16 protein-coding genes are annotated in these 15560 nt (G+C 68.7%); 4 read left to right on the top strand and 12 right to left on the bottom strand.

The window, feature by feature from the left end; translation table 11 throughout:
• Nucleotides 1-6: 6 nt before the first annotated feature.
• From ACW17W_RS13440 to ACW17W_RS13425, 4 genes are all read right to left on the bottom strand, one after another.
• Entirely contained in the window at nt 7-708 is a 702-nt protein-coding gene (locus ACW17W_RS13440) for a VIT1/CCC1 transporter family protein (RefSeq protein WP_492077401.1), read from the bottom strand.
• 315 nt (nt 709-1023) lie between these two features.
• Entirely contained in the window at nt 1024-2145 is a 1122-nt protein-coding gene (locus tag ACW17W_RS13435) for an acyl-CoA dehydrogenase family protein (protein WP_492077400.1), read from the bottom strand.
• A gap of 181 nt (nt 2146-2326) precedes the next feature.
• Nucleotides 2327-3511, bottom strand: coding sequence for an acyl-CoA dehydrogenase family protein (locus ACW17W_RS13430; protein WP_492077399.1), 1185 nt, complete (start codon nt 3509-3511; stop codon nt 2327-2329).
• Nucleotides 3512-3802: 291 nt separating this feature from the next.
• Entirely contained in the window at nt 3803-4054 is a 252-nt protein-coding gene (locus ACW17W_RS13425) for an Lrp/AsnC ligand binding domain-containing protein (RefSeq protein WP_492077398.1), read from the bottom strand.
• A 111-nt stretch (nt 4055-4165) separates the two neighbouring features.
• Here ACW17W_RS13425 and ACW17W_RS13420 point away from each other — a divergent pair, with 111 nt between their 5' ends.
• From ACW17W_RS13420 to ACW17W_RS13405, 4 genes are all read left to right on the top strand, one after another.
• Nucleotides 4166-4993, top strand: a complete 828-nt coding sequence (locus tag ACW17W_RS13420; RefSeq protein WP_492077397.1) for an alpha/beta hydrolase — start codon at nt 4166-4168, stop codon at nt 4991-4993.
• Between the two features lie 140 nt (nt 4994-5133).
• Nucleotides 5134-5805: a bifunctional 4-hydroxy-2-oxoglutarate aldolase/2-dehydro-3-deoxy-phosphogluconate aldolase gene (locus ACW17W_RS13415; protein WP_492077396.1), complete on the top strand. Its 672-nt coding sequence runs from the start codon at nt 5134-5136 to the stop codon at nt 5803-5805.
• 244 nt (nt 5806-6049) lie between these two features.
• The gene (gene hmgA / locus ACW17W_RS13410) at nt 6050-7342 is read left to right on the top strand and encodes a homogentisate 1,2-dioxygenase (protein WP_492077395.1); all 1293 of its coding nucleotides are present in this window, start codon (nt 6050-6052) and stop codon (nt 7340-7342) included.
• A complete protein-coding gene (locus ACW17W_RS13405; RefSeq protein ID WP_492077394.1) occupies nt 7339-7707 on the top strand; it encodes a hypothetical protein in 369 nt (122 codons plus the stop codon). Before hmgA ends, ACW17W_RS13405 begins: the two co-directional genes overlap by 4 nt.
• 75 nt (nt 7708-7782) lie before the next feature.
• Here ACW17W_RS13405 and ACW17W_RS13400 read toward each other — a convergent pair whose 3' ends face one another.
• The 8 genes from ACW17W_RS13400 to hisA all read right to left on the bottom strand — a co-directional run bounded on the left by ACW17W_RS13400 (nt 7783) and on the right by hisA (nt 15545).
• On the bottom strand, nt 7783-8088 hold the full coding sequence (locus ACW17W_RS13400; RefSeq protein WP_492077393.1) for a hypothetical protein: 306 nt from the start codon (nt 8086-8088) through the stop codon (nt 7783-7785).
• An 85-nt stretch (nt 8089-8173) separates the two neighbouring features.
• Nucleotides 8174-9145, bottom strand: coding sequence for a glucokinase (glk, locus tag ACW17W_RS13395; RefSeq protein WP_492077392.1), 972 nt, complete (start codon nt 9143-9145; stop codon nt 8174-8176).
• Entirely contained in the window at nt 9142-11019 is a 1878-nt protein-coding gene (gene edd, locus ACW17W_RS13390; protein WP_492077391.1) for a phosphogluconate dehydratase, read from the bottom strand. Before edd ends, glk begins: the two co-directional genes overlap by 4 nt.
• Nucleotides 11019-11747, bottom strand: a complete 729-nt coding sequence (gene pgl, locus ACW17W_RS13385; RefSeq protein ID WP_492077390.1) for a 6-phosphogluconolactonase — start codon at nt 11745-11747, stop codon at nt 11019-11021. Before pgl ends, edd begins: the two co-directional genes overlap by 1 nt.
• Nucleotides 11748-11891: 144 nt before the next feature.
• The gene (zwf, locus tag ACW17W_RS13380) at nt 11892-13352 is read right to left on the bottom strand and encodes a glucose-6-phosphate dehydrogenase (RefSeq protein WP_492077389.1); all 1461 of its coding nucleotides are present in this window, start codon (nt 13350-13352) and stop codon (nt 11892-11894) included.
• 41 nt (nt 13353-13393) lie between these two features.
• Nucleotides 13394-14020: a bifunctional phosphoribosyl-AMP cyclohydrolase/phosphoribosyl-ATP diphosphatase HisIE gene (gene hisIE, locus ACW17W_RS13375; RefSeq protein WP_492077388.1), complete on the bottom strand. Its 627-nt coding sequence runs from the start codon at nt 14018-14020 to the stop codon at nt 13394-13396.
• Complete coding sequence (gene hisF / locus ACW17W_RS13370) at nt 14017-14799, bottom strand: imidazole glycerol phosphate synthase subunit HisF (protein ID WP_492077387.1); 783 nt, start codon at nt 14797-14799, stop codon at nt 14017-14019. Before hisF ends, hisIE begins: the two co-directional genes overlap by 4 nt.
• Nucleotides 14796-15545 (bottom strand): 1-(5-phosphoribosyl)-5-[(5-phosphoribosylamino)methylideneamino]imidazole-4-carboxamide isomerase, encoded by a 750-nt coding sequence (gene hisA / locus ACW17W_RS13365; RefSeq protein WP_492077386.1) that lies wholly within the window; start codon nt 15543-15545, stop codon nt 14796-14798. Before hisA ends, hisF begins: the two co-directional genes overlap by 4 nt.
• Nucleotides 15546-15560: the final 15 nt, after the last annotated feature.

Raw genomic sequence — 15560 nt, 5'->3', positions numbered from 1 at the left:
GGGGCCTCAGACCACCGTACCGAAGACGTGTCCTATCCCGGCGGTCGCGGCCATCGCCAGGGCGCCCCAGAAGGTGACGCGGATGACGGCCTTGCCGACGCCCGCGCCCCCGGCCCGCGCGCCGAGACCGCCCAGCACGGCCAGACCCGCCAGGGCGGAACCGGACACCAGGGCGACGAGCAGGGAGGTCGGCGCGACCACAACGACCGCGAGCGGCAACACCGCCCCGACCGCAAAGGTGGCCGCCGAGGTCAGGGCCGCCTGGATCGGGCGGGCGGTCGTGTGTTCCGAAATGCCCAGCTCGTCGCGCGCATGGGCTCCGAGGGCGTCGTGGACCATCAGCTGGCGGGCGACGTCCATGGACGTCGACAGGTCGACGCCCCGGCTGTGATAGATGGCCGCCAGTTCGCGGGTCTCGGCCTCCGGGTCCGCCGCCAGTTCGGCCCTTTCGCGCGCCAGGTCCGCCTGTTCGGTGTCGGACTGGGAGCTGACGGAGACATATTCGCCAGCCGCCATGGACATGGCCCCGGCGACCAGGCCCGCGACCCCGGCGACCAGAATGCCGGTCTTGCCGGTCTGGGCGGCGGCCACGCCGACGATCAGGCTGGCGGTCGAGACGAGGCCGTCATTGGCGCCCAGCACGGCGGCGCGAAGCCACCCGATGCGCGCGACCAGATGGCGTTCGGGATGGCGTTCAAGGCGGCTCATGACGGCACTCTGGATGAAGGCGGAAAGGGGAGGATCCGTTCGGAGGCGCCTGGGCGGGTCAGGATGCCCCCGCCAACGGCCGTCTGTCGCGAGGCGCCGTCGCGGCCGAGCCCCCGCCGGAAAAGACCTTCCGGTCGCCGCGTGTCTTCAACGAGCAGGAGCCGCATGGTCGACATCCGTTCCGCCGACGATGCGCTTCGCGCCGGCGCCATCGACATGGCGGGATTTCATCGGTGACGCCAGCCCTCAAGGCGGGCGGCGGCGCGAGGGGGGGCGAGGATGACGAAAACCGTTCGACCTGTTGAGTCCTGACCCCTAGTACCCCTGCGCCCGGGCGAGTTTTTCCTGATGGAAGGCGGCGTCGCCGAGGAGTTCGTTGAGGACGCGGACGCGCTTCATGAACAGGCCGACGTCGTATTCATCGGTCATGCCGACGCCGCCGTGCATCTGGACCGCCTCCTGCACCGCCAGTTCGGCGACCTTGCCCGCCTTGGCCTTGGCGACCGAGACGGCGAGGCCTTTCGGGTCCTTGCCCGCCTCCAGCCGCTGCAGGGCGCCGATGACGGCGGCGCGGGCCAGTTCGATCTCGGTGTAGAGGTGGGCGGCCCGGTGCTGGAGCGACTGGAACTCGCCGATCAGTTTCCCGAACTGTTTGCGGGTGCGCAGGTAGTCGAGGGTGAGCTGGAAGGCCTGGTCGCCGGCGCCGGTCAGCATGGCGGCGGTGCAGGCGCGGCCGAGGTTGAGGGCGGCGTCGAGGGCGGGCTGGCCGCCTCCGACCGGGCCGATCACGGCGTCGGCGTCGACCTCGACATCGGTCAGGACCACGCGGGCGGCGTTATGGGCGTCGACCATGACGGTGCGCTCGATCTCGACCCCGGCGGTCTTCGGATCGACGAGGAAGAGGGTCAGGCCCTCGTCCGTCGTCGCGGCGACGATCAGGGCGTCGGCGACATGGCCGTCCAGCACGAACCCCTTGCGGCCGTTGAGCCGGAAGCCGTTGCCGGAGCGTTCGGCGGTGGTGGCGAGGATGTCGGGGCGATGTTTGGCGCCCTCGTCCACGGCGAGGGACAGGATGGCCTCGCCCGCTGCGACCCGGGGCAGCCACCCGGACTTCTGGGCCTCTGAACCCGCCTCGGTGAGGATTTTCGCCGACAGGAGGCCCGAGCCCATGAAGGGGGAGGGGGTCAGGGTGCGGCCCAGGGCCTCGGCCATCACCCCGGCCTCGACGGCGCCGAGGCCGGATCCGCCGTGTTCCTCGGGGATGATGACGCCGGCGAAGCCCATCTCTCCGAAGGCCCGCCACAGGTCGCGGGAGACGCCGTCGGGGTCGCGGCTGTCGCGCAGTTTGCGCAGGTGGGCGATGGGGGCGTGTTCGCCGAGGAAGCCGTCGGCGGCCTCCTTCAGCATGGTCTGTTCTTCGGTCAGGATCAGGGGCATGGCTTCTTTCGTCCCATCGTTTTTCTTTTGCTTCGTCATCCTCGGGCTTGACCCGAGGATCGGACCGTCCGCCGCTGTGCGTCCGAAGACGTCCCACGACCTCGCCTCACTTCACTGTACTTGCGCTCCCGCATCCGGCCCTCGGGTCAGGCCCGAGGGTGACGGAGAATGCGTTTGACGCCTACGCCCCCGGCAGTTGCAGGATGTGTTTGGCGATGATGTTGAGCTGGACCTCGCTGGTGCCGCCCTCGATCGAATTGGCCTTGGTGCGCAGCCAGTCGCGGGCGGGCGTGCCCTTGTGCGAGCGGTCGCTTTCCCATTCCAGGGCGTCCGAGCCGCCCGCCGCCATCGACAGTTCGTGGCGGCGCTTGTTCAGCTCCGAGCCATAGTATTTCAGCATCGAGGCCATGGCCGGATGGGCCTGACGCGCCTTGTGCTGGTCGCCGACCCGCTCCATCGACAGGGCGAAGGCCATCAGGTCGATGTCCAGCTCGGCAATGCGCGCGCGCAGCATCGGATCGTCCAGACGGCCGTTGGCGTCCACGCCGACGCTGTCGCCCGCAACCTGCCCCAGCGGCCGGCCGCCGCCGATGCCGCCCATGCCGCCGATCATGGTCCGTTCGTGCGCCAGCAGGGCCTTGGCCACGTCCCAGCCGCGGTTCAACGTCCCGACGAGGTTCGACTTCTCCACCCGCACGTCGTCAAAGAAGGTCTCGCAGAAGGGGCTCTTGCCGCTGATCAGGGTGATCGGCTTCGTTGTCACGCCCGGCGTGGCCATGTCGAACAGGACGAACGAAATGCCCAGATGTTTGGGCGCTTCCGGATCGGTCCGCACCAGACAGAAGATCCAGTCGGCCTTGTCGGCATAGGAGGTCCAGATCTTCTGGCCGTTGACGATCCAGTGGTCGCCCTGATCGACCGCGCGGGTCTGGACGTTGGCCAGATCGGAGCCGGCGCCCGGCTCGGAATAGCCCTGGCACCAGCGGATCTCGCCGCGCACGATCTCGGGCAGGAACCGCTTCTTCTGTTCCTCTGTGCCGAACTGCAGCAGGGCCGGGCCCAGCATCCAGATGCCGAAGCTGGACAGGGCCATCTGGGCGTCGATACGGCGCAGTTCGGTGGCCAGGACCTTGGCCTCCTCGCGGCTCAGCCCGCCGCCGCCGTATTCGGTTGGCCATTCGGGCGCCGTCCAGCCCTTCGCCCCCATCCGCTCCATCCAGAGCTTGTGGGCCGGGGTCTTGAAGGTCGGATTGCGGCCGCCCCAGACGCGGTCCTCCTCATTGTCGAGAGGGCCGCGGCATTCAGCCGGGCAGTTCTCTTCCAGCCAGGCGCGGGTTTCCGCGCGGAAGGTTTCCAGATCGGACATGGTTCGCTCCCTGACGCCTGTGCCAGCGTCTCAGGAAGACAGGTTAGCAGCGTTCAGTCTGAAGACGCCACCGTGACGCGGCGTCAGCTTCGAACGGTTTTTTCCTCCCCGCGCCGGAGGCGGGGGGAGGTGGATCCGAGCTCTTGCGAGGAGACGGAGGGGGCGACACGGTCTCGCAGAGCCGGCGAGCAACAGCCGCTCCGTCAGACATCCCCTCGCCCCCTCCGTCACGGCGCTGAAGAAGCGCCGCGCCACCTCCCCATTCGCCAGGCGGCGAACGGGGAGGAGATGTCACTTGCTCGGCAGGAACGGGGAGAAGGTGATGACGGTGAAGGTGTCGCGGACGTGGGCGCGGGTCTGGACCTGTTTGGTCACGAAGGTGCCGATGTCCATGTCGCGCGGCAGCTGGAACTTGGCCAGAAGATCGTGCTGGCCCGAGGTCGAATAGACCTCCGAGACATGTTCGACATTGTCGACGATGTCGGCGGCGACCTCATTGGCGAAACCGAGCTCGCATTTGATGAAGACGAAGATGGCGGTCATCATGGCGGTCATACCAGGGACGAGGGGCGAGAGATCAGGTCCGAGAGCCTGTCGATCAGACCTCTACACGCGGCCGACACGGTATGGCGAGTTGATGCGCAAGGAAATCCGATGACCGCCAGCCCTCTCGACCCTGATCCCTCGCCCCTCGACCCTGAAGCCCAGTACAACAACCGCGCCGCCGTGCCCGATCACCCGGCCGTTATGGCGCGGTGGAAGGCGGAGGCGGAGGCGTTCCGGGCGGTGCGGGCGCCCGTGGAACTGGCCTATGGCGCCCGCCCGCGCGAGGTGATGGATTTGTGGGAGGCGGGCGGGGGCGCACCGGTCGCGGTCTTCATCCATGGCGGCTACTGGCAGGCGCTGGACCGGTCGGGGTTCAGCTGGGTCGCCCCGGCCCTGCTGGCGCATGGGATCAGCGTGGCCATCCCCTCCTATGATCTGTGTCCTGACGTCAGCCTGAGCCGGATCGTGCGCCAGATGCGGGCGGTGGCGGACCTGATGCGGGCGAGGACCGGCGCCCGGCCGTTCGTGTTCGGCCATTCGGCGGGCGGGCATCTGGCGGCCTGTCTGTTGTCCGAGGGCCGGGCGTCAGGGGCGCTGGCGATCTCCGGCGTGTTCGATCTGGAGCCCCTGATCGGGACCAGTCTGAATGCGGCGCTGGGGCTCGACCCCATGACCGCCCGCGCCCTGTCGCCGATCCACTGGCCCCCGCCCAACGGCGGGGCGCCGGGCGGGACGGCGCTGGACTGCGTCGTCGGCGGGGCGGAGACAGGGGAATTCCTGCGGCAGTCGCGCGACATGGCGGCGCTCTGGGCGGCGAAGGGGGCGACGACGCGGTTCGAGGCGCTGGACGGGCTGAACCATTTCACCGTGCTGGACCCGCTGGGGGATGCGGACAGCGGGCTGGTGCAGCGGATTGCGGAGATGGTGAAACAATAAGTTCCGCCCATCCCCGCGAAAGCGGGGACCCGGTGCTTTGGCATTCAACGGTCGCTGGGATAAGCAGTGCGGACGACCGGCCCGGCCGGTCCTGCCAACAGAACTGGGTCCCCGCTCTCGCGGGGATGAGCGGAGTTGAGATGCGCCACGATCGTCTGACCGTCCTGAACGCCCTTGAGAGCCAGGGCGTGGCTCCGGTCTTCTATCATTCGGACCCGGAGGTCTGTCTGAATGTGATCCGGGCCTGTGCGCGCGGCGGGGCGCCGGTGGTGGAGTTCACCAACCGGGGCGACTTCGCCTGCGACCTGTTCGGCGATCTGGCGAAGGAACTGCAGCGCACCGACCCGGACATCATCCTGGGCATCGGTTCGGTGGTGGATGCGGGGACGGCGGCCCTGTTCCTGAACCGGGGCGCGCGGTTCGTGGTCAGCCCCTGCCTCGTCCCCGACGTGGCCCGGGTCTGCAACCGGCGGATGACCGCCTATTTCCCGGGCTGCGGCTCGGTGACCGACATCGGCAATGCCCACGAGCTGGGCTGTGACATCGTCAAACTGTTCCCGGGCGCCAGCGTCGGCGGGCCGGACTTCGTCAAGGCGGTCATGGGCCCCATGCCCTGGACCAGGATCATGCCGACCGGCGGGGTCGATCCCGACGAGGCCTCCATCGCCAGATGGTTCGGGGCGGGCATTGTGGCGGCCGGTATGGGGTCGAAGCTGGTCACGGATGCGGCCGTGAAGGCGGGCGACTGGGCGGGGATCGAGGCGCAGGTGCGGTCGACCGTCGAGGCGATCAAGGCGTTCCGGGCGAAGTAGCCGGCCCGTCCTCCCCGTCGCGCAGCGAGGGGGAGGTGGCGCGGCGCCGCTTGCGCCGTGACGGAGGGGGCGACCGGGTCGCTGATGGCGTTGAGGGTTTGACACCGTGTCTCCCCCTCCGTCTCCTCGCCAGGAGGCTCGGAGCCACCTCCCCATTCGCGAAGGGCGAACGGGGAGGACTGCGGAGGCGGCGTCTTCTCCCGCACCGGGAGACGGGGTAAGTCGGGCCCAAGGGAGATCACGCATGACGCTGAACAGCGCGCACTATCTGACCGGCTTCGCCAATCATTTCGCCACCGAGGCCGTGGCCGGGGCCCTGCCGGAGGGGCGGAACTCGCCGCAGCGGACGCCGATGGGCCTGTATGCCGAACAGCTGTCGGGGACGGCCTTCACCGCCCCGCGGAGCGAGAACCGGCGGTCGTGGCTGTATCGTTTGAGGCCCAGCGCCCAGCATCCGGCCTATCGGCCCTTTGAGCAGGGGCGGGTGCGGTCCGGGCCGTTCACCGAGGCGCCGCCCAGTCCCAACCGCATGCGCTGGGACCCCCTGCCGATGCCGGAGGCGCCGACCGACTGGGTCGAGGGGCTGACGACCTATGGCGGGACGGGGGATGCGGAGGCGCTGAACGGCGTGGGCATCCATCTGTACGCCGCCAACCGGTCGATGGTCGACCGGGTGTTCTACTGCGCCGACGGCGAGCTGTTGATCGTGCCGCAGTCGGGGGCGCTTCGGTTCGTCACCGAGATGGGGCGGATCGAGGCGGGACCGGGCCACATCGTGGTCATTCCGCGCGGGGTGCGGTTCCGGGTCGAGGTCGAGGGACCCGTGCGCGGCTATGTCTGCGAAAACTACGGCGCCCTGTTCCGGCTGCCGGATCTGGGCCCGATCGGGTCGAACGGCCTGGCCAATCCGCGCGATTTCGAGACCCCGGTCGCGGCCTTTGAGGACGTGGACCGGCCGACCGAGTGCGTGCAGAAATACGGCGGGCGGCTGTGGACCACCACCTTTGACCATTCACCGCTGGATGTGGTCGCCTGGCACGGCAATCTGGCGCCCTGTCGCTATGACACGGCCCGGTTCAACACGATCGGGACGGTCAGTTTCGACCATCCGGACCCGTCGATCTTCACCGTCCTGACGTCGCCCAGCGATACGCCGGGGACGGCCAACTGCGATTTCGTCATCTTCCCGCCGCGCTGGATGGTGGCCGAGGACACCTTCCGCCCGCCGTGGTTCCACCGCAACGTCATGAGCGAGTTCATGGGGCTGGTGACCGGCGAATACGACGCCAAGGAGGGCGGGTTCGCCCCGGGCGGGGCCAGTCTGCACAACTGTATGAGCGGGCACGGGCCGGATCAGGCCAGCTATGACAAGGCGGTGGCGGCGGACCTCAAGCCGGTGAAGATCACCGACACCCTGGCCTTCATGTTCGAGACGCGGTTGCCCATCCGGACCACGCAATGGGCGCAATCCAGTCCGACGATGCAACTCGACTATGACGACGTCTGGACGGGCTTCGCAAAGGGAACAGTGGAATGACGCTTCGAAACATCGCCCTGGCCGCAGCGGGCTTGTTGGTCCTGGCCGGCTGTGCGCCGAAGGCGGTCGAGACCGGCGCTGAGGCCGCCGTCCGGACACCCACGGCGGCTGACTGCGCGGCGCGGGGCGGGACGATGCAGGCGGTGGGCCGGGCGCAGACGATGCAGTGCGTGGTGAAATACGCCGACGCCGGCAAGCGCTGCACCACGGGTTCGGACTGCGCCGGCGATTGCCGCATCGAGGACGCGCCCTTCCCCGAGGCGGGCGCGGCAGCCGTGGGTCAATGCCAGGCCGACAGCCGTCCGTTCGGCTGTCACGCCTCGGTCGAGAACGGCAAGGCGACGCCGGCGATCTGCATCGACTGATCCGTCCGACGTACAGACGAAAAAAAGCCCCCGCCGATCGACCGGCGGGGGCTTTTCCGTGGGCCTCGGCCCGCCCTACTGGCGGTTCGGCGTATTGGCGGTGGTCATGCCGCCGTCGGCGTTGCCGGCCTGTTGTTCGACCATATCGGCCTTGCGGTCGGCGGCTTCCTCAACGCGATCCGCCTCGTTGTTGAGAGCGGTTTCCTGAGCCTCGTTCGGCGTGGCGGCAGCCTGGGCCTCGAGGGCGTCGGCGGTCGCTTCGCCCTGGGCCTCGATGGCGTCGGCTTGCGATTCAGCGGCCTTGTCGGCGGCGCTCTCGCCACAGGCGGCGAGGCCGGCGAAGGCGAAGGTCGCGGCGGCGGCGATAATCAGTTTACGCATGGTGTTTCCTCCAGTTTGGAAATGAGGAAACGCCGCTGGACTGAAAGGGTTCACGCCCTCGTGATGTCGCGGTGATCGCCTGACGTCATCCGGCCTCGGCGAAGGCGACCCGCGCGGCGCCCAGAAGGGCGGCGTGCTTGTGCAGGATCACCTTGGTCGGGATGTCGGCCATATAGTCCTGGAACCGGCCCTTTCGCTCGAACCGTTCGCGGAAGGGCGAGGCCTTGAGGAAGGGCAGGATGCGGGGCGCGATGCCGCCCGCGATATAGACCCCGCCGCGCGCGCCCGTGGTCAGGGCGATGTCGCCGGCGACGGCGCCGAGGATGGCGCAGAAGCGGGCCAGAGTGGCGCCGCAAGGGCTGTCGGGATTGGCCAGGGCCGTGGCGGTGATCTCGGCGGGGTCCTGGATATGGGTCTCGCGGCCGTCGATCTCGGCCAGGGCGCGGTGCATGTTCAGCAGGCCGGGGCCGCAGATCAGCCGTTCGATCGAGACGCGGGTGTAGCGTTTTCTCAGGATGCGGAGAATTTCGTCTTCAATCGGATCGCCGGGCGGGAAACAGGCGTGGCCGCCCTCGGAGGGCATGGCCATTTCCTTGCCATGGGCGTCGCGGACCAGGGCGGCGACGCCGAATCCGGTGCCGGGACCGAGGACGGCGACGGTCGAGTGGGGATCGCCATCAACCGGACCGCCCAGAGAGGCCAGTTGGTCTTCCGGCACCACAGGCGCGCCCCAGGCCAGGGCCTCGAAGTCGTTGATCAGTTTGACCGGGTTCAGGCCCAGGGTCTGGAGCTCGGCCTCGGAGACCCGCCAGGGCGAGTTGGTCAGGTCGATCTCGCCGTCCGTGACCGGGCCGGCCACGGCGATGACGCCCCCGGTGGGCTTGGTCTCGCAGCCGTCGACGAAGGCCTTCACCCCCTCGAGGAAGGTCGGATAGGTCTCGGCGGGAAAGCTCTCATGGTGTTCGAGCACGGGTTTGCCGTCGACCATATGCGTGATGGCGAACCGGGCATTGGTCCCGCCAACGTCACCGACCAGAAGAGTCTTGCCGTCACTCATGCGTCGATTTCCCGGTTCTGGACATTGGCGTCCGCGACGTCGCGGATCTCTGGTTGTTGCTGGGTCGGCTCGGCCACGAAACAGACCGAGGCCCCCTGTTCGGCCGAGGATACGACCGCGCGGAAGGCGCCGAACAGTTCGCGGCCATAGCCCCAGCTCTGGGCCGAGGCCGGCCATGCGCGCTCGCGCGTCGACAGGTCGGCGTTGACCGTCAGCACGCCCGCCTCGGCGTCCAGGCGGACAAGGTCGCCGTCCTGAACAAAGGCCAGGGGCCCGCCGGCCAGCGCCTCGGGCGAGACATGGATGGCCGCAGGCGTCTTGCCCGAGGCCCCCGACATGCGGCCGTCGGTGACGAGGGCGATGGGCACGCCCCGATCCTGAAGCACGCTCATCAGGGGCGAGAGGGAATGCAACTCCGGCATGCCATTGGCTTTCGGCCCCTGGAAACGCAGGACGATGACGCCGCCTTCATCCAGTTCGCCGCGTTTGAAGGCGGCCAGAACCTCTTCCTGGGCGTCGAACACGCGGGCGGGACCTTCGACGATGCGGTGCTGCGGCTTGACCGCCGAGATCTTGATGACGGCGCGGCCGAGATTGCCCTGCACCAGCCGAAGGCCGCCCTCGCGATCAAAGGGATCGGAGGCGGGGCGAAGGATGTCGCGGTCGAGGCTTTCGGACACGCCGTCACGCCAGACCAGTTCGCCGTCGATCAGGGACGGTTCCTGGAAATAGTGATGGATGCCAACGCCGGCGACGGTGACCACATCGGAATGGATATGGCCGGCATTCGCCAGTTCGCGGGCGACGAAGGCGACGCCGCCGGCGGCCTGGAAGGCGTTCACATCGGCCGAGCCGTTGGGATAGACGCGGGCCAGAAGCGGGGTGACGGACGACAGTTCGTCCATGTCGGTCCAGTCGATCAGGACGCCGGCGGCCCGGGCCATGGCGACCAGATGGATGGCGTGGTTGGTCGACCCGCCGGTAGCGAGCAGGGCGACGATCATATTGACCACCGACTTTTCGTCGACGACGTCGGCCATCCGGCCTTCGCCGCTGCGGGCCAGTTCGACGGCCCGTTTCGCCGCCGCCCCGGTCAGGGCGTCGCGCAGGCCGGTGTCGGGGTGGACGAAGGCGGTGGAGGGCAGGTGAAGCCCGCCCAGCTCCATCATCATCTGGTTGGAGTTGGCGGTGCCGTAGAAGGTGCAGGTGCCGGGCGAGTGGTAGGAGCCGATTTCCGAGGCCAGAAGGACGTCGCGGTCGACCTTGCCTTGCGCATATTCGGCGCGGACGCGGGCCTTTTCGGCATTGGGAATGCCCGAGGGCATGGGTCCGGCGGGGGCGAAGACGACGGGCAGGTGGCCGAAGGCCAGGGCGCCCATGAACAGGCCGGGCACGATCTTGTCGCAGACGCCCAGCATCAGGGCGGCGTCGAAGGCGTCGTGGGTCAGGGCGACCCCGGTCGACATGGCGATGACGTCGCGGCTGAACAGGCTCAGCTCCATGCCGGGACGGCCCTGGGTCACGCCATCGCACATGGCGGGCGTGCCGCCGGCGACCTGGGCCGTGGCGCCGACCTGACGCACCGCCTCGCGCACCACGGCAGGGAAGCGTTCGAACGGCTGATGCGCCGACAGCATGTCGTTATAGGCGGTGACGATGCCGAGGTTCGGTTTCGACCCGTCCATGGCGGTCAGCTTGTCGGCGATGGTCTGGCCGGCGAAGGCATGGGCCCAGTTGGCGCAGCTGAGCTTGGCGCGGCCGGCGCCGCTGTCACGCGCCGCATCCATGCGGCGCAGATAGTCGGCGCGGGTGGCGCGTGAGCGCTCGACGATGCGGGCGGTGACGGCGGCGACGACGGGGTGCAGCTGGGGCATCAGGCGGCCTCCGTCCAGACGACTTCGAGGGGGACGTTCGCCGCGATCATCGCGGCGATGGGCTGGATCGCGGGATCGCCCCCGGCCTCGCGTTCGAACACGGCGCGTTTGGCGGCGCCCTTGAGGGCCAGGACCACGCGGCGGGCCTGGATCAGATACGGCAGGTTGATCGACAGGCGTTCCAGGCTGGGGGCCATGCCGTCGCGGCCGTGAGGGACGCCCAGAACGGTCGGGGCGAGTGCGGGAGTGAGGAGGGTCCTGAGGGTCGGGCTCTGGGGGAACATCGAACAGATATGGCCATCCTCCCCCATGCCGAGAAGGACGGCGTCGAGGCGACGGCCTTCTAATTCGAGGTTGATCTCATGCATCGCAAGTGCGGCGGCCCGATCCACAGTCACGGCGGGGCGGAACAAGGGTAGAAAGACCGCGCCCCTGGCTTCGTTGGTGATGAGCGACCGTTTCAGCAGGATCGCATTCGACTCCGGGGACGTCTCGGGCACGTAGCGCTCGTCGACCAGGGTCACGAACGTGTGCTGCCAGTCCGAATGGGACCGCAAGGTCGAAAGGCGCTTGTAGATGGGTTCGGGTGTCGATCCGCCGGCGCCGGCAAATACGGCCCAGCCGTTCTGCGCCGGATCCTGCAGGCCTTCGTTCAACGCGTCGGCCAGCCGGTATGCGGTATGATCGACCCAGTCGGCGGGGGTGGGCAGGGTTTCGATGGCGGTCATTCTGAATACCCTCTGCCGTCATCCTCGGGCTTGACCCGAGGATCGGAGGCGGCGGCGAGGAAGGCGTCTTGCGTCATCGCACCAGCGCGCGGAACCTCCGGTCCTCGGGTCAAGCCCGAGGATGACGGTGCAAAAAAGGCGATCTCACGCATCGGTCGTGTTCCATGCGCGGCCGGTGCGTTGCAGCAGGTAGTCGGCCTCGGGAGGCCCCCAGGCGCCGGGGGCGTATTCCTGGGGTTTCACATGGCCGTCGGTCCAGGCCTCGGAAACCTCGTCGACCCATTTCCATGCCTGTTCGGCCTCGTCGCGGCGGACGAACAGGGTCGAGTCGCCGTTCAGGGCGTCGAGCAGAAGCCGCTCATAGGCGATGCGGCGACGCGGCGGGGTCTCGTTGCGGTCGCGGAAGCCCCAGCTGAGGCTCATCTTGATCGGCTGGAGCTGCATGCGGGCGTCCAGACCCGCCTTCTTGTTCATGACCGTCAGGGAAATGTCTTCCTGGGGCTGGAGCTCGATGATCATGCGGTTGGCCTCGACCTCGCCCCGGTCGCCGGAGTCAAAGATGGAGTGGGGCAGGGGCTTGAACTGGATGACGATCTCGGTGCGCTTCTCCGGCAGGCGCTTGCCGGTGCGCATGAAGAAGGGCACCCCGGCCCAGCGCCAGTTGTCGATGTCGGCGCGGATGGCGACGAAGGTCTCGGTGTCTGAATCCTCGCCGCGTTCCTCGTCATAGCCCTTGACGGTCGCGCCCTCGAATTCGCCGCCCACATACTGGCCGCGCACGGTGACGCGCTGGGCCTCATCGAAGGTGATGGGGCGGAGCGACCGGAGCACCTTGACCTTTTCGTTGCGCACCGACTCGGGGTCCAGGTCCGAGGGCGGCTCCATGGCGACCAGGCAGAGCAGCTGGAGCATGTGGTTCTGCAGCATGTCGCGCAGGGCGCCGTACTCGTCATAGTAGGGCCAGCGGTCGCCGACCCCGACGGTCTCGCCGATGGTGATCTGGACGTGGTCGATGTTCTGGGCGTTCCACAGCGGCTCGAAGACCGTGTTGCCGAAGCGCAGGGCGATCAGGTTCTGGACCGTCTCCTTGCCCAGATAGTGGTCGATGCGGAAGACCTGGGTCTCGGAGAAGGCGTGGGCGACGGCGTCGTCAATCTCGAGGAAGGAGGTCAGGTCGCGGCCGACCGGTTTTTCCAGAACGACGCGGGCGTTGGCCTCGGCCAGACCGGCGGCCTTCATGGCCTTGACGATCCGGGCGTAGAGGGAGGGGGAGACGGCAAGGAAGGAGGTGACGGGCGCGTCGCCCACCTTGTCCTTGAGCGGCTTCAGGCTGGCCGGGTCGGTGGCGTCGACGGCCAGATAGTCGAGCCGGGCCTCCATCCGCGCCCATGTGGCGTCGTTCCAGACGCCGTCAGCGGCGGCCTTGGGTTCGCAGGCGGCGCGGACCTTTTCGACATATTCGTCGCGGCTCTCTTCCGAGCGGGCGGCGCCGATGATCTTCAGGTCGTCGGGCAGGCGGCCCTCATGGTCGAGAAAATAGAGGGAGGGCAGCAGCATCCGCATGGCCAGATCGCCGCCGCCGCCGAACAGCACCAAGGCCGCCATGCTTGCTTCCTCTCTCAATATGCGGGACCGGACGACCCCTTTTACGACGTGTCTTTGGCGGGTCGAGCCCGATCCGCCAACACGTCCAGAACCGCCTGAAACGACAAGTGACGTGAGCGTAACAGAACCAGCAGGTGATAGATCAAATCCGCAGCCTCGCTGGCAAGTTCCTCATCCGGACCGGCGACGCCGGCCAGGGCGGTCTCGACCCCCTCCTCGCCGACCTTCTGGGCCAGACGTTTGGGGCCTTCGGCGATCATGCGGGCGGTGTAGCTGACCGAGGGGTCCTCGGAGGCGCGGGCGGCGATGGTGCGCTCAAGGGCTGCGATCCGGCCGAGACCCGGGGCGTCGGCCGTCCCGAAACAGCTGGTCGTGCCGAGGTGGCAGGCGGGCCCCATGGGGCGGACGGCCAGGACGAGGGCGTCGCCGTCGCAGTCGGGGGTGAGGGAGACGACGGTCTGGCGGTTGCCCGAGGTCTCGCCCTTGCGCCACCGCCCGCCGCGCGAGCGGGAGAAGAAGGTGGCCTCGCCGCTGGCGATCGTCTCGTCGAGAGCGGCGCGGTCCATATAGGCGAGGGTCAGGACCTGCAGGGTGTCAGCGTCCTGGACCACGACCGGGATCAGGCCGGCGCCCTTGTCGAAGTCGAGGGTGGAGGGGTTCAGGGTCATATCCGCATCTCCTGCCCTTGGGCGGCCAGATACTGTTTCAGGTCCGGGATGGCGATGGCGCCGGTGTGGAAGACGCTGGCGGCCAGGGCGCCGGAGACGTCGGCGCCCCCCGCATCGACAGAGGCAAAGACATTGCGGAAATGCTCGGGGGCGCCGGCGCCGCCCGAGGCGACCAGGGGGATGGTCAACAGGGCGCGGGCGGCGGCGAGCTGTTCGACGTCATAGCCGCGCCGGACGCCGTCCTGATCGATGCAGTTGAGCACGATTTCGCCGGCGCCGAGCCCCTGCGCCTCCACGATCCAGTCGAGGGTGCGTTTGCCGGCGCGGCGGCGGGCGTCGGGGTCGCCGGTGTATTTGTGGACCACCCATTGGCCGTCCTCGAGCCGGCTGTCGACGCCGACGACCACGCACTGGGCGCCCAGTCGTCCGGCCATATCCGCGATCAGTTCGGGACGTTCGAGGGCGGGGGAGTTGATCGAGACCTTGTCGGCCCCGTTGTCGAGACAGCGGGCGGCCTGGTCGACGCTGCGGATCCCGCCGGCGACGCAGAAGGGGATGTCCAGCAAACGGGCGATGTCGCGCACCCAGCCGTAGTCCAGGGTGCGGCCCTCGGGGCTGGCGGTAATGTCGTAGAAGACCAGCTCGTCCGCCCCCTGGTCGCGATAGCGGGCGGCCAGTTCCGAGGCGTCGCCCATGTCGGTATGGCCCTCGAAGCGGACGCCCTTGACCACCCGGCCGTCCTTGACGTCGAGGCAGGGAATGATGCGGCGGGCGGTCATGCCGTCACGGCCGCCCCGACCGCATTCAGGGCCTCGGTCGTCGTGAACCGGCCTTCGTAGATGGCGCGGCCGACGATGGCGCCGTCGCAGCCGAGATCGCGGCAGGCGGTCAGGTCCTCGAGGCTCGACATGCCGCCGGAGGCCTGGAGTTTCAGGTCCGGACGGCGGCGGCGCACCTCGGCCAGCAACTCGAGGTTGGGACCGGTCAGGGCCCCGTCGCGACCGACGTCGGTGACCAGCACATGCGTCAGGGTTTCCGGCGGATAGCGGTCCAGGGCGGCCCAGAGGTCGAGGCCGGCCGCCTCGGTCCAGCCCTTGAGCGAGGGGGTGGGGACGCCGTCGTCGCCGATGCGCACATCAAAGGCGAGGGTCAGGCGGTCAGGACCGAAGTCGGCCAGCCAGCCGGCGACGGTCTCCGGCGCGGTCACGGCCTGAGAGCCGACGACGACGCGGCTGACCCCGGCGTCCAGCAGGCTTTCGACATCGGCGCGGCTGCGGACGCCGCCGCCGGACTGGATCCGGACCTTCAGGCTGGCGGCCAGTTCGCCGATCAGCCCGTGCTGGACCGCGCGCCCGGCCTCGGCCCCGTCAAGATCGACGACATGAACCCACTCTGCCCCCTCGGCGACGAAGGCGGCGAGGCGGCGGGCGGGGACGTCGTCATAGTGGGTCACCTGATCGAACCGCCCGTGCATCAGGCGGACGCAGGCCCCGTGGCGCAGGTCGATGGCGGGATAGATCAGCATGGCGAAAATCTCAGT

The organism is Brevundimonas sp. FV1ye29L (assembly GCF_058681095.1).
Note: the sequence above shows the minus strand (reverse complement) of the source record. Positions and strands in the feature narration are given on the sequence as shown.